Annotated in this window: 19 protein-coding genes; 10 read left to right on the forward strand and 9 right to left on the reverse strand. The window is 68.4% G+C overall.

Translation table 11 applies throughout. From position 1 onward, the window contains the following. The first annotated feature begins 104 nt into the window (after positions 1 to 104). Complete coding sequence (locus tag ACIBL3_RS05830; RefSeq protein ID WP_396352018.1) at positions 105 to 551, forward strand: CBS domain-containing protein; 447 nt, start codon at positions 105 to 107, stop codon at positions 549 to 551. 19 nt (positions 552 to 570) lie between these two features. Next, on the forward strand, positions 571 to 1860 hold the full coding sequence (locus ACIBL3_RS05835) for an SLC13 family permease (protein ID WP_396352019.1): 1290 nt from the start codon (positions 571 to 573) through the stop codon (positions 1858 to 1860). On the opposite strand, the gene ACIBL3_RS05840 is transcribed toward ACIBL3_RS05835, so the two are convergent. Then, complete coding sequence (locus ACIBL3_RS05840; protein ID WP_396352021.1) at positions 1857 to 2810, reverse strand: glutathione S-transferase family protein; 954 nt, start codon at positions 2808 to 2810, stop codon at positions 1857 to 1859. The two genes, ACIBL3_RS05835 and ACIBL3_RS05840, sit on opposite strands and share 4 nt — an antisense overlap. Positions 2811 to 3018: 208 nt before the next feature. Here ACIBL3_RS05840 and ACIBL3_RS05845 point away from each other — a divergent pair, with 208 nt between their 5' ends. After that, positions 3019 to 3777 (forward strand): GntR family transcriptional regulator, encoded by a 759-nt coding sequence (locus ACIBL3_RS05845; protein WP_396352022.1) that lies wholly within the window; start codon positions 3019 to 3021, stop codon positions 3775 to 3777. A 16-nt stretch (positions 3778 to 3793) separates the two neighbouring features. Here the strand turns inward: ACIBL3_RS05845 and ACIBL3_RS05850 are convergent, their stop codons facing one another. Both ACIBL3_RS05850 and ACIBL3_RS05855 read right to left on the reverse strand, forming a co-directional pair. After that, positions 3794 to 4456 (reverse strand): sugar isomerase domain-containing protein, encoded by a 663-nt coding sequence (locus tag ACIBL3_RS05850; protein WP_396352023.1) that lies wholly within the window; start codon positions 4454 to 4456, stop codon positions 3794 to 3796. A 45-nt stretch (positions 4457 to 4501) separates the two neighbouring features. Further along, a complete protein-coding gene (locus tag ACIBL3_RS05855) occupies positions 4502 to 5098 on the reverse strand; it encodes an NAD(P)-dependent oxidoreductase (RefSeq protein ID WP_396352024.1) in 597 nt (198 codons plus the stop codon). A gap of 76 nt (positions 5099 to 5174) precedes the next feature. On the opposite strand from ACIBL3_RS05855, the gene ACIBL3_RS05860 reads away from it, so the two are divergent. Continuing rightward, positions 5175 to 5528, forward strand: coding sequence for a winged helix-turn-helix transcriptional regulator (locus ACIBL3_RS05860; protein ID WP_396352026.1), 354 nt, complete (start codon positions 5175 to 5177; stop codon positions 5526 to 5528). Positions 5529 to 5572: 44 nt separating this feature from the next. After that, entirely contained in the window at positions 5573 to 6019 is a 447-nt protein-coding gene (locus ACIBL3_RS05865) for a MarR family winged helix-turn-helix transcriptional regulator (protein WP_396352027.1), read from the forward strand. Here the strand turns inward: ACIBL3_RS05865 and ACIBL3_RS05870 are convergent. Further along, positions 6001 to 6153, reverse strand: a complete 153-nt coding sequence (locus ACIBL3_RS05870; RefSeq protein WP_396352029.1) for a hypothetical protein — start codon at positions 6151 to 6153, stop codon at positions 6001 to 6003. The two genes, ACIBL3_RS05865 and ACIBL3_RS05870, sit on opposite strands and share 19 nt — an antisense overlap. Before the next feature lie 239 nt (positions 6154 to 6392). Here ACIBL3_RS05870 and acs point away from each other — a divergent pair, with 239 nt between their 5' ends. The 3 genes from acs to ACIBL3_RS05885 all read left to right on the forward strand — a co-directional run bounded on the left by acs (position 6393) and on the right by ACIBL3_RS05885 (position 9956). After that, on the forward strand, positions 6393 to 8327 hold the full coding sequence (acs, locus tag ACIBL3_RS05875; RefSeq protein ID WP_396352308.1) for an acetate--CoA ligase: 1935 nt from the start codon (positions 6393 to 6395) through the stop codon (positions 8325 to 8327). 931 nt (positions 8328 to 9258) lie between these two features. Beyond that, on the forward strand, positions 9259 to 9408 hold the full coding sequence (locus ACIBL3_RS05880) for a hypothetical protein (protein ID WP_396352030.1): 150 nt from the start codon (positions 9259 to 9261) through the stop codon (positions 9406 to 9408). Between the two features lie 101 nt (positions 9409 to 9509). Next, complete coding sequence (locus ACIBL3_RS05885; protein ID WP_396352031.1) at positions 9510 to 9956, forward strand: hypothetical protein; 447 nt, start codon at positions 9510 to 9512, stop codon at positions 9954 to 9956. Positions 9957 to 9977: 21 nt separating this feature from the next. On the opposite strand, the gene ACIBL3_RS05890 is transcribed toward ACIBL3_RS05885, so the two are convergent. Further along, positions 9978 to 11522, reverse strand: a complete 1545-nt coding sequence (locus ACIBL3_RS05890; protein WP_396352032.1) for a DUF222 domain-containing protein — start codon at positions 11520 to 11522, stop codon at positions 9978 to 9980. A gap of 203 nt (positions 11523 to 11725) precedes the next feature. Here ACIBL3_RS05890 and ACIBL3_RS05895 point away from each other — a divergent pair, with 203 nt between their 5' ends. After that, a complete protein-coding gene (locus ACIBL3_RS05895) occupies positions 11726 to 12142 on the forward strand; it encodes a MarR family winged helix-turn-helix transcriptional regulator (RefSeq protein ID WP_396352034.1) in 417 nt (138 codons plus the stop codon). A gap of 28 nt (positions 12143 to 12170) precedes the next feature. On the opposite strand, the gene ACIBL3_RS05900 is transcribed toward ACIBL3_RS05895, so the two are convergent. After that, entirely contained in the window at positions 12171 to 13085 is a 915-nt protein-coding gene (locus ACIBL3_RS05900) for an SMP-30/gluconolactonase/LRE family protein (RefSeq protein ID WP_396352035.1), read from the reverse strand. A 96-nt stretch (positions 13086 to 13181) separates the two neighbouring features. On the opposite strand from ACIBL3_RS05900, the gene ACIBL3_RS05905 reads away from it, so the two are divergent. After that, entirely contained in the window at positions 13182 to 14246 is a 1065-nt protein-coding gene (locus ACIBL3_RS05905) for an ArsR/SmtB family transcription factor (RefSeq protein WP_396352036.1), read from the forward strand. A gap of 50 nt (positions 14247 to 14296) precedes the next feature. Here the strand turns inward: ACIBL3_RS05905 and ACIBL3_RS05910 are convergent, their stop codons facing one another. From ACIBL3_RS05910 to ACIBL3_RS05920, 3 genes are all read right to left on the reverse strand, one after another. After that, positions 14297 to 14845, reverse strand: coding sequence for a hypothetical protein (locus tag ACIBL3_RS05910; protein WP_396352037.1), 549 nt, complete (start codon positions 14843 to 14845; stop codon positions 14297 to 14299). A gap of 481 nt (positions 14846 to 15326) precedes the next feature. Then, the gene (locus ACIBL3_RS05915; protein WP_396352038.1) at positions 15327 to 18932 is read right to left on the reverse strand and encodes a discoidin domain-containing protein; all 3606 of its coding nucleotides are present in this window, start codon (positions 18930 to 18932) and stop codon (positions 15327 to 15329) included. Positions 18933 to 19185: 253 nt separating this feature from the next. Further along, complete coding sequence (locus ACIBL3_RS05920; RefSeq protein WP_396352039.1) at positions 19186 to 19443, reverse strand: hypothetical protein; 258 nt, start codon at positions 19441 to 19443, stop codon at positions 19186 to 19188. Between the last annotated feature and the right edge of the window lie 9 nt (positions 19444 to 19452).

Below are 19452 nucleotides of genomic sequence, written 5' to 3' on the forward strand. Positions count from 1 at the left end.
GCCAGGAGCGGGCCTCGCTGCCGTTGTCCCGGGAGGCGCCGTGCTCTGTCAGAACCCTGTGAGAGACATCACCCGGTCCACCGCTCCCGGCGTACGCTGCAAGCGTGCACGGAGAGCAGATGGCCGAGGACTTCCCGGTGGTCAGCCTGGACGACGAGGCGCGGCAGGCGGTCGAGCTGCTGGCGTCCCGGCGGCTGCCCGGCCTGGTCGTGACCAGGCCCGACGGCAGCCCATACGCCGTACTCCCCGCCTCGCAGGTGGTCCGGTTCCTGGTGCCGAGCTACGTCCAGGACGACCCGTCGCTGGCCCGGGTGATCGACGAGTCGCTGGCCGACCGGGTCGCGGACAAGCTAGCCGGCGTGACGGTGCGCAAGCTGCTGCCGGACGAGCCGTCGGAGATCCCGGTGGTCAACCACGACGACACGATCCTGGAGATCGCCGCGATCATGGCCCGGCTCCGGTGCCCGCTGGTGGTCGTCACCCGCGACCGCGAGATCGTCGGCGCGATCACCGCCTCCCGCCTGCTCGAACTGGCCATCACGCCGCACTGAACCGGGTCGGGGTGGCCGCGTGACGGCCATCGCGATCATCGTCTTCATCGTCGCGTACGTGCTGATCGCGACCGAGTGGACGCACAAGCTACTAGCTGTGCTCGGCGGCGCCGGGGTGCTGCTCGCGCTCGGCGTGACCGACTCCGAGCACGCGTTCTACTCGCACGAGACCGGCGTCGACTGGGACGTGGTCTTCCTGCTCTTCGGCATGATGGTGATCGTCGGCGTGCTGCGCCGTACCGGCGTCTTCGAGTACATCGCGATCTGGGCGGCGAAGCGGGCCAAGGGATCACCGTTGCGCGTGATGGTCCTACTCACGCTGATCACCGCGACCGCGTCGGCGTTCCTCGACAACGTCACCACGGTGCTGCTGATCGCGCCGGTCACGCTGCTGGTCTGCGACCGGCTCGGCATCGACCCGATCCCGTTCCTGATCGCCGAGGTGATGGCGTCCAACATCGGCGGCGCGGCGACGCTGATCGGGGACCCTCCGAACATCATCATCGCCAGCCGGTCCGGGCTGACCTTCAACGACTTCCTGGCGCACATGGCGCCGCTCGTCGTGATCGTGATGATCGTGTTCACGCTGGTGCTGCCGCGGCTGTTCCGCGGCTCGTTCGAGGTCGATCCCGACCGCGTGAACGACGTCCTGCGGCTGAACGAGCGCGAGGCGATCGAGGACCGGGCGCTGCTGATCAAGTGCGGCGTCGTGCTGCTGTTCGTGTTCGCGGGCTTCATCGGTCACTCGGCCCTGCACATCGAGCCGTCGGTCGTCGCGCTGCTCGGCGCCGGCGTCCTGGTGCTGATCTCCAAGGTGCCGACGCGGCACTACATGTCGAGCGTCGAGTGGGAGACGCTGCTGTTCTTCGCCGGGCTGTTCGTGATGGTCGGCGCGCTGGTGAAGACCGGCGTGATCGCGGACCTGGCCGACCGGATCGGCGGGATCACCGGAGGGCGTGCGCTGCTCTCGGTGATGCTGATCCTGGTCGTCAGCGCGGTCCTGTCCGGCGTCATCGACAACATCCCGTACGTCGCCACGATGAGCCCGGTCGTGCTCGAGCTCACCAAGGGCATCGCCGATCCCCGGCATGCCGAGGCGCTGTGGTGGGCGCTCGCGATCGGCGCCGACTTCGGCGGCAACGCGACCGCGATCGGGGCGAGCGCCAACGTCGTCGTGATCGGCCTGGCGCTGCGGGCGGGCCACCCGATCAGCTTCTGGGCGTTCACCCGAAAGGGCGTGGTGATCACCGCGATCACGATCGCCGTCGCCGCGCCGTACCTGTGGATCCGGTACTTCCTGGTTGCCTAAGGCAAGGCTGTCCACGCGCGCGGGTCGGGGCCCTTGGGGACGATGCGGTTCGGGTTGATGGCGTCGTGGGTCAGGTAGTAGTGCCGCTTGATCTGGTCGAAGTCGACGGTCTCGCCGAACCCCGGGCGCTGGTAGAGGCGACGCGCGTACGACCACAGGTGCGGGAACTCGGTCAGCTTGTTGCGGTTGCACTTGAAGTGGCCGTGGTACACCGCGTCGAAGCGGACCAGGGTGGTGAACAGCCGGATGTCGACCTCGGTCAACGTGTCACCGAGCAGGTACTCGCGGTCCGCCAGCCGTTCCTCGAGTACGTCGAGCCGGTGGAACAGGGCGTCGTACGCCGCCTCGTACGCCTCCTGCGTGGTCGCGAAGCCGCAGCGGTAGACGCCGTTGTTCACGTCCCGGTAGATCTCGTCGATCAGCCGGTCCAACTCGGTGCGGTCGTCCGGGATCAGCCCGGGCGCGTCCGGGCGGTGGAACTCGGTCCACTCCGTCGAGAGGTCCAGCGTGATCTGCGGGTAGTCGTTGGTGACCACCAGCCCGGTGACGGTGTCGACGATCGCGGGCACCGTCACGCGGCCGTCGTACGACGGATCGGTGCGAAGGTACGCGTTCGACAGGAACTCGATCCCGAGCACCGGGTCGCGGTCGTCCGGGTCGAGGGTGAACCGCCAGCCGCGCTCGTCCCGGATCGGGTCGACAACCGCCAGGCTGATCGCGTCCTCCAGGCCGAGCAGTTTGCGGACGATCACCGAACGGTGCGCCCACGGACAGGCCAGGCTGACCACCAGCCGATACCGCCCGGCCTCGACCGGCCACCGCCCGTGCTCGTCCGGTCCCTCGCCCGGGCGGGCGCCGGAATCGCGCGTGATCCGGTCGGTGAACCTGTTGCCCTGCCGCTTCCATTCACCGCTCGGTGCGCTTTCCTTCACGAACTGTGCAGGGCTCATGACGTTCAAAGTACCCAGTTCCGGGAATCGCCCACGCAGCCCCGTCACTAGCAGTGTGACGGCGGCGGACGTTACAGTCTGGCTGACAAGGTCGTCCGCGCCAGCGGTGTCGCGGCAGGCCGGCACAACCGAACGATCAGGAGCAACGCCCCGGCTCGCGTCCCCCGGCAACCGGTTTGCCGGGCACATTCCCAGGGATACTGACCTCATGGCCCGCCCAAGGAACAACCCAGGCGACCTCGCCGAACTCCCGACGGAGCTTCGGACCGATCGGCCCAAGGGTGACCAGATCCGCGAGATTCTGGAGAAGCTCACCCGCTCGCTGGCCGTCGGGACCGTGCTGCCGTCCGAGCGCGTCCTCGCCGAGCGCTTCGGCGTGGCCCGGATGACGGTGCGGCAGGAGGTGGACCGGGTCGTCGCCGAGGGACTGGCCGCCCGCCGCCCTGGCGGCGGCACCTTCGTCGCCGAACCGCGACCGTCCCGGATGCTCGCCTCGTCGTTCAGCCAGGACATGATCAACCGCGGCATCAAGCCCGGCGCCAAGGTCCTCGAGCACCGGGTCGGCACCGCCGACGAGGACCTCGCCCGCGAGCTCGAGGAACCGGTCGGCACCCCCGTCCTGCACCTGACCCGCCTCCGCACCGCCGACGGCGAACCGATGGCCGTCGAACGCACCGCCCTGTCACTGCACCGCTACGCCGGCCTCGACGAGGTCGACTTCACCGAGAACTCCCTCTACAAGGAGCTCTCCTCCCGCTGGGGCGTCACTCTCGGCATGGTCTCCGCCTCGATCGTCGCCGCCCCACCGGACCCGGTCGACGCCGAACTCCTCGAGATCGACTCCGCCACCCCCTGCCTGATCATCACCTCAGCCCCCCGCACCGCCTCCGGCGAAGTCATCGAGTTCGGCCGCTCCGTCTACCGCTCCGACCGCTACGACATAACCGTCGCCTACCGAGCCACGTAGTACGTCCTGCGCGGGGCTAGACGTTCAGGCTGCGGAGGACGTTGGGGGAATCGCCGCGGGCGGCTAGTTGGGTGACTATTTCTACGGTCAGGGCTTGGGCTAGGAGGGCGCCGACGAGGGTTGAGGTTGCGCCGGTTCGTTCGGGACTGCCTTCGACTTCGATCAACGCGTCGCCGGGCTCGCCGCAGTTGTCGATGACGACGTCGGCGACCTCGAAGAGTCGCTGGCCACCAGGTGCTCGTGAGCTGACCGTCGTACTGTGCGCCAGCGACGTCAGCGCGATCACCTTCGCCCCCTTCGTCCGCGCCCCGACAGCGAACTCCACCGGTACGGCGTTCCGCCCGGAGTTCGACGCGATCAGTACGACGTCCCCCGCGCCGATGTCATTGGTCTGCAACAGCACATCGGCCATCCCCGGCAACCGCTCCAGCAACGAGCTCTTCAACAACCCCTCGTGCAACATCAGCCCCGGCTCGAGCACCGCCCGTACGTCCGCCAACCCACCCGCTCGCCCGTACAGCTCCTCTGCGATCAAGTGACTGTGCCCGGTCCCGAACACCCAGAACACCCGGGCATCCACCACCAACCCGGCCGCCTGCCTGATCGCATCGATCTGCGTCGACGCCGCCCGATCCGCGATCGCCAACGCCCGCCGCATGAACTCCTCAGCCCCAGTCATACCGCCGAACCTACCGGCGCCGGCCGCTCAAACCATGAAATCCGACTAGACCACTCCGACGGCCGCGCGGTGGTACGTCGGACGGTCGTACTCGTCCACGAGCGCGATCGCGAAGTCGGCGTACGAGGTCAACGCCCCCGGGTCGCCAGGAGCAACGCGATAGGTGCCGGTACGGCGGGGATCGGCGTGGTTGAAGTCGCCGGCGGGGGCGACCGACACCCAGTCGAGCGTGGACGCCGCGAAGGTGTCGAGCGCAGCCTGGTGAGCCAGGAAGAACGGCCGGTACTCCTGTGGATACCCGCCATTGTCCATCAGCGGCACACCGTCCGGACCAGGCAGGATCGACGCCAGACCAACCCAGATCAGCCGCGTCTCCCGGAGACCGTCGACCAACGCCTGCGCCGCCTTCGGGAAGAACACGGCCGGATCGGCGCCCCCGTCGTACACCGCCGCGATGACGGCGTCATGCCCGACGGCAAGCTCCGCGATCCGGCCCGCGTCCGTCACGTCCCCCGCAACCAGGCCGGCCCCGCCCTCCGTCGTACGCGCGACCGGAGTCACCTCATGGCCGCGGCGGCGGGCCTCCTCGACGGCGGCCCGACCGGCTCGCCCGCGGGCGCCGATGACCAGAATCTTGCCCATTGCAACCTCCTTGGTTTCGCTGATGCAGCGACGGTAGGAGGCGGCCTGGTTACCAGTTGGGTACTACGCTCCAGGCATGGAGGCGCTGCGGGCGGACATGTTCGAGGAGATCTGCCCGTCGTCGTTGCTGCCGTTCCGGATCGGTGGGGACAAGTGGGCTGCCCTGGTGATCGCGTGCCTGGAGGACGGTCCGCGCCGGTTCTCCGAGCTGCGTGTGCCGCTGGCCCGGGTGACGCCCAAGGTGCTGACCCAGACCCTGCGCAACCTGGAACGCGACGGCTTCGTACGACGGACGCAGTACGACGAACCGGTACGACGAGTCACGTACGAGCTCACCGACCTCGGCCGCAGCCTGCTCGAGCCGATGCGGCTCATGTGCGACTGGGCGAGCGACCACTGGGACGAGCTCCTCGACGCCCGCGAAGCCTAGAACCGGGCAAAATCGTAGGCCCTGCCAACGGTAGACTGCCGATCGTGGACGAGCAGACGCCGACCGTACTGTTGCAGACTCCCAGCTGGTTGCTGACCCAGAGTGCCGCCCACGCGGGCCGGATCGTGAGCGAGGCCTTCGCGAAGGCCGGCGCCCGCGGATACCACTTCCGCTTACTGGCGACCCTGGTCGAGTTCGGCCCGGCCAGTCAGGCCACTCTCAGCCGGCACACCGGCATCGACCGTAGCGACGTGGTTGCCGCCCTCAACGAGCTCACCGCCGGTGGGTACGTCGACCGCACACCGGACCCCGCCGACGCCCGCCGTAACGTGATCAGCCTCACGGCCGCGGGCCGCCGCCAGCACAAGCGCCTGACGGCCCTGGTCGCACAGGCCCAGGACGAGATCTTCGCCCCGCTCACCCCCACCGACCGGGCCCGCCTGACCACCCTGCTGACCCGCCTCCTGGCGCATCACCAGACCGGCAGCTGAGCCCGCGCAGCCTTCTGAGTACGACGGACGCGGTGCTCGCGGGCGTGGACGCGCCGCTTGGCCGCACGGGAGATCTTCCGCCGGGAATGGTCCGTGGTCTCGGCCGGCTGCTGACCCATCTGCATCGCGTTCACGTCTCTACCGATGCACGGCCGGCTCGATCGGTTCCGTCGTACGGTGGAAAAGTGCCGTTCGGCCGAAAATCCGCTCTGTTGAGCGCAGAACGGGGGCTGCTGGGCGATACGGCGGTTCCGCCCCGCGGGCCGCATTGGTAGAAAGGGGACCGGGCGCTCCAGCGCGCCGAAGCTAGCGAGGAGGAGTCCGCGACGTGACGAATGCAGAGTCACCCCAATCCGAAGCCTTGTCGAACCTGATGCACGAGGAGCGCCGGTTCGACCCGCCCGCCGACCTGGCCGCGAACGCCAACCTCAAGGCCGATGCCTACGAGCAGGCCGCGGCCGACTTCGAGGGGTTCTGGGCCGAGCAGGCCAAGCGGCTGACCTGGGCGGTCGAGCCGACCCAGACGCTGGACTGGAGCAACCCGCCGTTCGCCAAGTGGTACGCCGACGGCAAGCTGAACGCGGCGTACAACTGCGTCGACCGGCACGTCGAGAACGGCCTCGGCGACAAGGTCGCGTACTACTTCGAAGGTGAGCCGGGCGACACCCGCGAGATCACCTACGCCCAGCTCAAGGACGAGGTGAGCAGAGCGGCCAACGCGCTGCTCGAGCTCGGCGTCCAGGCCGGCGACCGGGTCGCGATCTACATGCCGATGATCCCCGAGACCGTGGTCGCGATGCTGGCCTGCGCCCGGGTCGGCGCCCCGCACACCGTCGTGTTCGGCGGCTTCTCCGCGGACGCGCTGAAGGGCCGGATCCAGGACTGCGACGCGCGCGTCGTGATCACCGCCGACGGCGGCTACCGCCGTGGCGCCCCGGCCGCGCTCAAGCCGGCTGTCGACGCGGCGCTCGAGGAGTGCCCCGACGTACGGAACGTCCTGGTGGTCCGCCGTACCGGTCAGGACACCAACATCGTCGAGGGCCGCGACCTGTGGTGGGACGACTTCGTCGGCAAGCAGTCGGCCGAGCACACCCCGGAGGCGTTCGACGCCGAGCACCCGCTGTACGTGATGTACACCTCCGGCACCACGGGCAAGCCGAAGGGCATCCTGCACACCACCGGCGGCTACCTCGTCGGTACGGCGTACTCCCAGTGGGGCGTGTTCGACCTCAAAGCCGACACCGACGTCTACTGGACCGCCGCCGACATCGGCTGGGTCACCGGCCACAGCTACATCGTGTACGGCGCCCTCGCGAACGCGACCACCTCCGTGCTGTACGAAGGCACCCCGGACACGCCGCACCAGGGCCGCTGGTGGGAGATCGTGCAGAAGTACAAGGTGTCGATCCTGTACTGCGCCCCGACCGCGATCCGGACCTTCATGAAGTGGGGCGCGGACATCCCGGCGAAGTTCGACCTGTCCTCGCTGCGCGTCATCGGGTCGGTCGGCGAGCCGATCAACCCGGAAGCGTACGTCTGGTACCGGGAGAACATCGGCGGCAACAACGCGCCGGTCGTCGACACCTGGTGGCAGACCGAGACCGGGATGCACATGATCTCGCCGCTGCCCGGCGTGACCGCGGGCAAGCCCGGCGCCGCGATGAAGGCGATCCCCGGCATCAGCGTCGACGTCGTCGACGATGCGGGCAATTCGGTGCCGGACGGCTCCGGCGGGTACCTCGTGATCACCAAGCCGTGGCCGGCGATGCTGCGCACGCTGTGGGGCGACGACCAGCGGTTCGTCGACACCTACTGGTCCCGCTGGCCGGGCATGTACTTCGCCGGTGACGGGGCGAAGAAGGACGAGGACGGCGACCTGTGGCTGCTCGGCCGGGTCGACGACGTGATGAACGTGTCCGGCCACCGGCTGTCCACCACCGAGATCGAGTCCGCACTCGTCTCGCACCCGAAGGTCGCCGAAGCCGCCGTCGTCGGCGCCTCCGACCCGACCACGGGTCAGGCGATCGCCGCCTTCGTCATCCTCCGCTCGGAGGCCGGCGACGGCGGACCGGACGTCGTCCAGGAACTCCGCAACCACGTCGCCAAGGAAATCGGCCCGATCGCCAAACCCCGCCAGATCATGGTCGTCGCCGAGCTCCCGAAAACCCGCTCCGGCAAAATCATGCGCCGCCTCCTCCGCGACGTCGCCGAAAACCGCGAAGTAGGCGACGTCACCACCCTCGCCGACTCCACCGTCATGGACCTCATCAAATCCAACCTAGCCTCCGGCAAATCCGACGAAGACTGACTCTCGTCCGTAGTCGAGCCCCCGGGAACCGCGAACTGGTCCCCGGGGGCTCGCGTATACACCCCACGCGCACTACGCAGCCGCTCCTCCTTCGCGCCTGCTACACCCGCTCTCACCCACCCGCACTTCAGCCGACTACCGCCGGCCCCAGCGGGCTAAACCTGCCGCCCTCCACCTGCCGTGCTTTCGCTCGGGAACCTGCGGCTGCCGCCCGTGGTGCTCGGACCTGCGGGCGTATCGCCGACGACTTGCGGGCTTGTCGCTCGTAATGTGGCGGGCTGTCGCTTAACCATGCGCGCTGCTTCCTCGCGACCTCCTGGCTAGCGTCGGCGACGCGCGGGCCGCCGCATCGCCCCATCCGACTACCGCGACCGCTTCCGCACCGCCTACGACACCCGCCACGACTGAAGGATCCCCGTCGCGCGCGCCGTGCGACGCGCCCGGCTCAGCGACGCCAGCGACCTCTTGCCCTCCGACATCGCCCGCACCTTCGACGACGTCCCGAATCCCGACGTCCTCCTCGCCCCCGGCGGCAACACCACCCGCCAGATGACCCGCGACGGCGCCCCGATCATCGACTGGATTCGCTCGGCGCACGACACACGACCTACACGACGTCCGCCTTCATAGGTGCCCTGTGGCCCGTGGCAGTTGGTGCCTTGCGTGGGCTGCGGGCGGTCGCATACGACGAGCTCCGCCGGTACGGCGCGGAGCCGAGCGAGCAGCGTGTGGTGTTCCGGGCACGATCGTCACCGATGCCGGCGTATCGGCCGGGATCGACCTGGCGCTGGGGGTTTGTCGCGAAGCTGGCCCGGCCGGGCATCGTGCGGTCCGCTCGGCTCCGGGTCGCGTGCGACGTGCTAGGTAGGTGCGGCGTGGAGCCGAGCGTGCAGTGTGTGGTGTTTCAGGACGGGTCGTCGCCGGTGCTGGAGTGTCGGCTGGGATCGAGTTGGCGTTGGAGGTTGTCGCGAAGCCGATCCGGCCGGGCATCGCGCGGTCTGCTGGGCTCGGGCTCGTGTGCGGTCCGCAACTGCCGTTCGACACCGGCTTGCCGGGCGAGGCGCGGCAGCGCGTGAAGTAGATGGAGGGCATCTGGTTGCGCGCTGGCAGTGGTCTAGGTTGCCGGCCTCGACGCCCGTGGTGCGCCGGGGCTGATCCTGGGGGATCGCTAGGCTGCCGGGCATGACTTTTGTCGTCGCGGTTGTGCATGTGGGGCTGGCGGCGGCTTGGGTGGGTGGGATGGCGTACTCGCTGTTCGTGGTTCGGCCGAAGTTGGTCAAGTTCTTCGGGCCGGACGAGGAAGGGCGTGAGGCGCTGACCACCGTGATTGCCTCGGGCAACCGGTGGAAGGTGGTCGGGCTGATTGCGGCGATCGCGCTGACCGGCGGTTTGCTTCTCGTGCTCGAGCCAGGACAGTGGTGGATCCACGCGGTGAAAGGCGTTCTGCTGCTCGCCGCGAGCGTGATCTTCTGGTACGTCTCCTGGCGTCACTGGCCGCACCGGGTCTTCGCCACCGCCGCCGAACTGCCCGCACTGCAGCGGCGTCTCGTCGTACTGGCCGGAGCCATGCTTGCGCTTATCGGGACCGCCTTCGCGCTCGGAGTCCTTGCCGCGCAGTTGAACAGGTAGCGCGATTCAGGTGCGACTCCGTCAGCGCACCCGGCCGCAGGGATGGGTGCCGCTATGGTCGACGCGGAACCGGAACCCGTGTGGGCTGGTCCACTCGATGGCACCGTCGGGCAGGCGAAGGTTCGTCCAGCCGCCGAAGGTTTTGGCGCGGTGATGGAGTCGACCTTGCGGTATGAGGTTGTCCGTGCTGGTTTGCCCTGATGGACCGGCGCGGTCGTAGGGCACGATGTGGTCTTGGTCCATCCGGGCGGTGGCCTCGGCGCTGCTGTAGGGGAACATGTCCACCGGGTGCCGCAGCCGGACTCTCTCCCGGATCCGGTCCGGGATCTCGTAGCTGTGAACGCTGATCTGATCGTGCAGATCGATGACGGGCTTGACCACGATCTGGTCGTGGCCGAGCAGTTCGCTCAGCTGACTGAGGAGCAGCGGTCCGAGTTCTTCGACACGCAGCACGCCGTTGCGCGAAGCAAGCGTCTTGTCGGTGAGGTGCACATACAGCGTGTGCCGGTTCGATCCGCGTCCGCTGCCGGCACCCAGCCCGTGGCTGTAGGTGTGCTGCTTGATGGCGGCAAGCCGCGCCGGGAGCGAGCCGGCCAGCATCCGCCGGGTGAACAAGTCTTCACCACCGCCGAGGTCATGCGCAACGGGCCCCTCGATGGATGAATGCCGCTCAACCGGCGCACCGTCCGCGCTGCCAGGTTGATCGCCGGGGACCGGGTCGTGGGCGAGATGGCGGGCGACCTCGAGGAGCTTGTGGGCGGCGGCCGGATCGGCGATCCAGCCCACGGCCTTCGCGCGCCGGGCATCGAGGGAATCGGTGTCGCCGAGGGCCTTCAAGGCGCAGGCGAGGTCGTCGACGGTCGCGTCGAACCGGATCACGTCACCGGCGGCGGCGCGGACCCAGAACCGTTTGGTGCCGTGGTCATCCGACGGTCCGACGAAGACGCCACGCTGCCTGGCGGTAGCTTCGGCGTCGGCCTTGGCGCGCTCGGGGTCAGCCTCCCACACTGCCGCCCTCACGATGCTCGCGAGCCTCGATGGAGTGACGGTGTTGACGATCCCGGCAATGCGGCGGTCCACGATCGCGGCCGCCTGCATCGACACCGACAGGCAGGCCTGAGCGACCTTGCGAGCCCGCCAGGGCATCGCGTTCCCGGCCAGCACCGCGGCCCAGATCCGCGGCAGCCGATGCCGTAGTGCCAGCGCCTCGCCGAGGAACGACGCCGCGGCGCCGGATGACATTCGCAACACTGCGCCGAGCTCGACCGGTGCGAACTCGGCTACGCCCGGACACCCCTCGCCGCCGTAGACCCGCAGTCGCTCCCGCCCGGGCAGCGGCTCACTGTCCTCGCCGCCGGCGAGGACTGCGTGGCGGTCGGCGTACGCGAGGGCCACCTCCAGCTTGCGGACCGCAGCACGTTCTTCGGCCAGGTCGAACTCCACCGCCGCGGACAGCAGATCCGCGGTGGTGAGCTCATCCAGGTCGCCTTCGAACATGTGTTCTATTCTATGGACACCAAGCGCTCCATCCAAATCGTCGCGACCCGCAGAAACCCTTATCCACAACGAGAAACATCACATCGAGTCGGCGGTGGAACTGATGCAGCGTGCATGGCGACCTGAGGCGTGGTGCGGCTGCAGGCGATTGTCGAGCGCAAGAAGACGCCGTACTCGCTGATCCCCGGCGGCTACCCGGAACAGGTCCTCGGGCTTAGGAGATCGGAAGGACCTGTGCCAGGATGGCGCTTCCTTCGGAGGAGGTGATCGCGATGGCACAAGAGACTCTGCAACTCCTGGTGGCCATGCACCGGATCGTCCGGCACCTGCGCCGGAGTCGTACCACCACGGTCCTGCACCCGACCCAGTTCCTGGCGCTGATGCTGATCGCCGACGAGCAACCGATCCGGATCGGTGAGATCGCGAGTCGCGTCCCGTGCTCACAGCCGACCGCGACCACCACGGTCGCGGCCCTCGAGGACGCCGGCCTGGTCCGCCGCGAACAGGACCCGGTCGACGGCCGGGCGACCGCGGTGGTGCTCACGAAGGCCGGCGCAGACATGGTCGAGGCCTCCGGACGGCAGGCTGCCGACGAGCTCGGCAAGCTCCTCCGCCGCCTCGACGACGCCGACCGCGACCTGGTCCTCCGGGCCGGCGTCGTCCTCGCCCGCATCGCCGACGACCTCTGACTCAGCGGTTCCGCTCCTCCGCGTCCATCTACCGCAGCCCCGGTACGGCGGACACCGTGTACGGCGGGATGCCCGGAGCCACATCCAGTTGGCTGTTGACCCAGAGCAGCCGACCGCGATCACGCGCGATGGTGGTCGGGGTCGCACCAGGTGCACCCGGCTCCGAGTCGGCGACGATCGTGGCCTTGGTGAGGTCCCGGTCGAGCACGGCCAGCCTCGCGACGTACTTGCCTCCGCCGGCGTTGTAGACGGCGTACAGGCGGCGTCCTTCCAGCAGATAGCCGTCGCCGGACAGCATGCCGTTGCTGACGTCGAGCGTGCTGACCTGCTTCGTCCGAAGGTCGATGCGGTACGTGACGTCCTGGCCCTGTTCGCCGACCAGGAGGGTTCTGCCATCGGTGACGATGCCGTTCAGGAAGTACGGCGTGGGCTGGATCTTGTCGCGGGTCAGCCAGGGCTCGAGCTCACCCAGGCCGTGACGGGTGAGCGGGGCGCGCCAGATCTGGTTGTGGGCCGAGTCGGTGACGTACACGGCGTCGCCGGCGAACGTGAAGTCGTTGAGGAATGAGCCGGCCGCGGCCGCACGTACGGCGAGCAGCTTGCCGTCGGCGTCGTACAGGAAGAGCTTGGAGGTACTCGCGCCGGCGACGAGGACCCGGCCCCAGCGGTCGACGTGGATGCCGGTGGCGGAGGTTCGGCCGTCCTTGCCTGCCGGGAGGAAAAGCTTGAGGCGTGGGTCTCGGGTGCTGCCGCGGTACACGGCGCCAGTGCCGACGCTGGTCACATAGATCGTGCCGTTGCGGGTGACCTCGATGCCTTCGAGCGTCTCGCCGGGGGTTGTGGAGACGACGTACTCCGTCGGGCGTTGGGGTACGGCGTGGGCCGCGGCGGGCTGCGTGGTTGCGGCGAGGGTGAGGACTGTGAGGGCTGCCAAGAGCTTCATCCGGCCAGCCTGCGGTGGCGGTGCTGGCAATCGCGACCGGATTCGGTCAGAACCGAAGAGGTCGGAGTGCTGACCTCGGCCAGGCACAATCGGGAGATGATCCGGATCCATTTCACGGCGGAGGACCTCGGCCGGGTGACCTTTCCCGCCGACCCGGAGCCGCTGTGGGAAGCTGCGCTCGCGGCACGTGCGCTGCGCGGGCGGGCGTTCGGCTCGGGCGGTCGCGCGCTCGGTGATCGGGTCGTCGGCGACTTGGTTGTGCCGCCGGTCGCGCGGCGGTGGCGGCGCGAGGCGGGGCGGCGTCTCCGTCCTTCGATGCGGCCGCTCTTCAAACTGATCGCGCCGGCTGGGCAGTTCCCCGACTTCCTGACGCCTGAGGTGCCGGCGCCCGGTCTCGAACCGGCCGTCGAGATCTTGATGAACACACCGGCGTCCGTCGTCCACGCTGAGCTGGCGCCGTGGCTTCCGCCCGAGGTCGACAAGTTCATGCAGGGCCTGCTCGCGGGGCGGGCCGGATCACGCCGGGCGCTGGGCAACGCCGTACGCGACTTTCATACCGACGTACTCGCGCCATCGTCGAGCGAACTCGAACGGCGGTATGCCGCGGATCTCGCCCTCAGAGCACGCACGATGCTGCACGGCGGGGTCGACGCTTTGCTCGACTCGCTCCACCCCGACATCGAGTGGTCCACTCCGGTCCTGACCACCTACGGCCTTGCCGCCGGCCCAACTGTCGACATCCACCTGAACGGCCGCGGCCTGCAGCTGTATCCGTCACCGTTGACCGCCGAGTGCCTGGCCCTGGATGCTCCCGACCGCCGCCCCGTCCTTGTCTACCCCTGCGCTGACCACCCCGCCGAAGACCTCGCCGACACCGACGCGTTGGCCGACCTCCTGGGCCGGACCCGAGCCACCGTCCTCCGCGCCCTCACCCACTCAGCCACCACCACCCAACTCTCCCGCCGCACCGGCATCTCCCTCCCCTCCACCTCCGACCACACCCGAATTCTCCGCAACGCCGGCCTCATCACCACCCACCGAACCAACGGCACCGCCCTCCACTCCCTGACCCCCACCGCCCACCACCTGTTGACCGGGGCAACCCGGGGCATCGCGGGGCAGATCCCCAAAACAGCAGCCACAACCCTCGACAACCGGTAAAGTTCTTCTTGCTTGCGGACAGAAGAGTCCCCTGAAGTGGACCCGGCAGCTCACCGGACGGTGGACGAGCCGGGTCTCGCGCTTTCTAGAGCTCCCGGACCTGACAGAACGGCGCTACCAGCCGTCGCCAGTGCGCGCCCCCGCGTCCACGCCCAAGCCACCGCGTCAGGTACCCACAGCAGGGGATCGAGCTTCGCCACCATCAGCTCCCAGCGCAGGTCGAAACATCCGTAGCGGTACTTCGCATCGTGCAAGGTCCGGCGGTCGTGCTCATGGGTCGACTCCTCTCGCTCGACAATCAAGCGCTCGGCGTCACCGGCCGAGTTCCGCACAATCGCCTCCAGGCATCTGGCCCGCTCGGCGAGAGTGTCCCGATCCGCCGGGTAGATGTCGACGAGCAGGTGAAAGCCTGCGATCACCTTGAGGATCTGCTTACGCCTGGCATCGGTCTCATGGTTGAAGTGCAGCCGCTCTTGCCCACGCAGCAGCAAACCGCGGAGGGCCTTACGGTGGACCGCGACATCGTCTGACGGGCACCGTGCGGCGGCCATCAGGAATCCTCGGGACTTGGTTTCGTCGACGAACACGTGGATCGGCATTTCCCCGCCCTGTTGAGTGGCAAGGTTCGACCTTTGCACGTGGGTAGGCGGGGCAACTGCTGTAACACCGGGGCATCTCGGGGCAGGTTGGGGCAGATTGCAAAAGCCGCAGACAATGCGTCCGAAGAGCCGCTACGTTTGTGGTGCCTCGGGATAGAAGAATCCCTCGGAAGTTGGCCCGGCAGTCGACCGGACGGGTCGGTGAGCCGGGTCCGCGAGTGTTAGGCACGGAATGGTGCCTGGAAGTGGCCCCGGCAGCTCACCGGACGGTGGACGAGCGGGGGCGGCTAAATGCCGGGCGACAGGAGTCCTTCGGAAGTTGGCCTGGCAGTTCACCGGACGGTGGGTGAGCTGGGGCGGCGGGTGTCAGGGGCAGGAGCTTCTGGGAGTTGGCGCGGTAGTCGTCCGGACGGTTGGTGAGCCGCGTCCGCGCACACAAGCAGGAGCCGCCGGGATGGTTTCTCGGCGGCTCCTGCGCTGGCTAGTTCTGGGTGAGGGTGAAGGTTGTTGTGGGGTTGTGGATGTTGGTGTGGTTGTTGGTGAGGGTCAGGTTGGTGAAGGTGGCGGTGCCTCGGGCGGGGCCTTCGCCTGGTTCGGGGAGTTCGTTGGCCCAGATGCCGTAGCCGGACTTGGCGTCGAAGGCGTCGCCGGATTTCTGGGCGCCCGAGATGCGGGTGTTGGTGAAGACCGTGTCCGCGACCGGGAACAACGGCTGCCCGCCCACGTAGTCGGTCTGGAACATGATTCCGGAGTACGTCGGATCGACGATGTCGAGATCACTCACCCGAATTCCCTGGAAGATCTTCGTGGCCGAGTAGATCCACAATGCGGGGAATGTCTGATTGCCCCAGAAATGCCCGCCCGCGCGTACCAGGCTGACATTCTCGAACCGCGTCGGCGGTGTCGCGCCGAAACCGTTCATCGGAATTCCGAAGTCCAGCGAGGAGATCGTCACCCCCGGATACGTGAGCATGTCCGCGGCGTACAAGTTCCGGAACACGTTGTTCGTCCCGCCGTACACCGCGAACCCGGCCGCCCGCCACGTCAGCGTCGCGGTCAGGTTCTCGAACACGTTGTCGCGGACCTCGCCGCCGCCGGAGTCGGTGGCGTTGAAGAGCGCGAAACTGTCGTCACCGGTCGCCCGGGCGTCGTTGTTGCTGACCAGGTTGCCGGCCGACCCGTTCGTCATGTTGATGCCGTCGGCAAACATGTTCCGGATCCGCGAGTTCCTGATCGTCGAGGAGTCGGTGTTGGCGCCCCAGTACAGGCAGACCATGTGCTCGACCCAGATGTTGTCGATCGTCATGTTCGCGGTGTTGGCGAAGTCGAACACCTTCCCGGGCCCGTCGATCCGGGACGTGTAGTTGCCGAAGTACGCGAACCCGGTGAACGTCGACCCGTTCGCCGAAGCCTCGCTCCGGAATCCCACATCGGTGTTGTCCTGCCCGGACGGCGCGTGGAACCGCGTGTACCAGGGACCGGCCCCGACCACCCGGACCGCCTTGCCGTACACCTGGAATTTCGACGACGTCTGGTAGTCGCCCGGCGGCAGGTACACGCCCTGCAGCGCGCCGTTCTGCCGCACCTGGTCGAGCGCGTTCTGCACGTCCTGATGCGTGAACCCGGTCGGCGTCACGTATCCGGTGCCCGGGTTCGCGACCGGCGCGACCTCCTCGGTGTCGATGAAGTCGAACGTGTACGTCGTACTGTTGGCCGGATCCTTCTGCAGCTTGACCTTCGTCCCCGCGGGGAACGTCGAGTCGAGCATGATGCCGGCCTCGTCGTAGATGTGCCGGGCCGGTCCGGAGCCGGGCGAGTTGTTCGGGCTCGCCTCCGCGCCGTACAGCCAGGCGTACCGCGAGGTCAGCGGCAACGCCTTGTGGAAGCTGCCGTTCACGTACACGTTGACGGTCGAGTTGATCCCACCGCCACCGGCTGAGTCCGGGATGGAGAACCGCGTGACGAGGGTGTTGGTCCGCGCCCGGGTGGTGAACTCGACGAACGAGCCGTTCGAGTTCAACGTGACCGCCCGACGGCCGGAGGCCTCGCCGGCCAGGTCGCCGATGGTCCGGTTCGGCCCGACCACCACCGCGCCGCCACCGACAGAGGCGTCCTCGGCCTCCAGGTGGTCGTACGGCATGTTCGCGCCGCGGCCCACGAAGAACGGCCGCTCGCTGGTGTTGTTCGCCCGCTTCACCGGCAGCTCGTTGGCGTCATCGGCGAGTACGACGCGCACCGAGTACCGCCCGTTGGCCGCCGTCCAGTTGCCGAGAGCAACCGCAGACGTCGTCGCACCGGCGGCGATCGCGCCGTTGTACGACCCGGTCAGCGTCGCCACAACCGTGCTGCCGTTCAGAAGAGTCAGCGTGATCCCGTGCGCACCTGACGCCGACGCCACACTGCCCTGGTTCTTCACCGCGACCGAGAAGGCGACGCTGTTCCCGGCTGACGGGTTGTTCGGCGTCCAGTTGACCGCCGCCGCCACCAGGTCGGAGCTTGCGACTGGAGTGACCACGAGCGGGCCGGAAGCGTTCGCCGTGTTGTTCGCGTCGTTCTGCTCGATGACCGTGTTCGACTCGTCGACCTTCGCGCTCAACGCGTAGCTTCCGGCGTCCCGGGTGCCGATCGAGGCGCTGACCGTGGCCGACGCCCCAGCCGCGAGGGCCCCGACGGCCGCCGTGCCGACCTTGGTCTGGCCTAGGTAGAAGTTCACCTCGGTCGCCGCGGACCCCGCCGTACCGGAGTTGCCGACCGTCGCCCGGACGGTGATCGGGTCGGTCTCGACAGGCGAGGTGGGCGTCCAGGTCACGGTGGACACGGTGAGGTCCGGGTTCGGCGCCGGCACGCCCATCACCTGCAGTTCGGCGACCTGCCCGGCGGGTGCACCGGTGTTGGCAGTGAAGCTCAGCCGTACGTCGGCCACCCGCGCACTGACCGGGATCGTGACACTGTTCCCGCTGCCCGGAGCGAAGTTGTACGACGCACTCGGTACGATCGTCGTGAACGCCGACGACCCCTGCTCCCGGCCGAGGATCGAGAACGTCTGTGTCCGCGCACCCCACACCGGATCCGGGTTCAGCCGGATCACGACCGAGCTGAGATCCGCGTTCGCGCCGAGCTCGGTGGTGAGCGTCGCGGGGTTGGCGTTGCCTTCCCAGTACGTCGTCACGTTGTCGTCGTTGGCGTTGGTCGCGACGAAGGTGTGCACGTACCCGGACGCGGTGATCGGCTTCCCGAGGGCGAGGTTGCTGCCAGGCCCTGAGTTGCCGCCGCGGGTCACCGTGTTGCTGTTCGCCGACTGATTGCCAGCGGCATCTTTCGCTCGGACGAAGTACGAGACCGACACGCTGGCCGGTTGGTTGTCGGTGTAGGTGAGGACGTTGCCGGCCAGGCTGGTCCGCAGTTCGCCGTTCGCGTACACGTCGTACCCGGTGACTCCGACGTTGTCCGTCGAGGCGGTCCAGGTCAGCCGGATCTGGCCGGCGGCGGGCTCGGTGAAGGCCAGGCTGCCCGGGGCGGTGGGAGCCTGGGTGTCGCCGCTCGCCGGTCCGTAGACCTCGAGCTCGGACAGTTGCCCGGCCGGCCAGCCGGTGTTCGCGGTGATCCGGATCCGGACGTACCGCGTGGTCGCGGTGCCGTAGTCGATCGTCACGGTGTTGCCCGGCGGGTTGAACGCGCGCGCCGCGGACGCGGAGAGGTCGGTGAAGTTCTGCCCGTCGGTGCTGCCCTGGACGGCGAGGGTCTGGGTACGGGCGCCCCAATCCGCGGTCGGCAGCTTGAGCACGACCTGGTTGGTGGCGACCGTCGAGCCGAGGTCCACCTGCACCCACTGCGGGAAGGCGTTGTTGGCGCTCTCCCAGTAGGTGCCCTGGTTGCCGTCGGTCACGTTCGACGCGACGTAGGTCTGGGTGACACTGCTGGCCGACGCGCTCTTGCCGGCGGCGAGGTTGGGTCCGGCCTGTACGGCGGCCGTCGCCGAGTCCGCCGGGGTTGCGCGGACGAGCGGACCGGCCGACAGCGCCAGGCCGGCGGCCAGCGCGGCGGCGAGCAGCCGCCTCGCTGAAAGTCGGGACTGCGGAAGTCTCATGGCCTCTCCTGGGTGGGCGGGTGAGAGTGACCGACGCGCACGTTCAGAACTTGCGTTGAGTTGCTCAGTTCTTGCGCGAGGCTGCCTCATTGTTACGGCACCCCAAACCCAGCGTCAACGGTTCGCGACGCCTGGTCGCCGAAACGAGGTCAGTGGCCGAGCAGCGAGAGGATCTCGGCCTTGGTCGTGGTCCACAGGTCTTCGCCGACCCGGACTGGGTCGGTGTTGGGGTGGTCGATCCCCGGCAGCGTGATCAGCTTGGCCGAGTCACCGAGCCGCTTCGCGCGATCGACGTACCGAGCAGGTCGGTCGAGGCGCCGAAGGCGACCACATTGGCCAGATCCAGGCGCCCGGTGTGGTTCGGGTGCTCCCCGTAGCGGTGTCGTTCGTCAGCGGTTCTGGGGGTGACCGAAGCCGACGGGTGCACACCCTGGCTGTCGGAGCGGCAGCCGGAAAGCAGTGCGGCGGCGGTCGCCGGGATCAACCCGAGGAACCGCCGCCGACTCTGCATTCCCGAAAC

Source organism: Kribbella sp. NPDC050124, from assembly GCF_044460355.1.
Taxonomy (GTDB): Bacteria; Actinomycetota; Actinomycetes; order Propionibacteriales; family Kribbellaceae; genus Kribbella.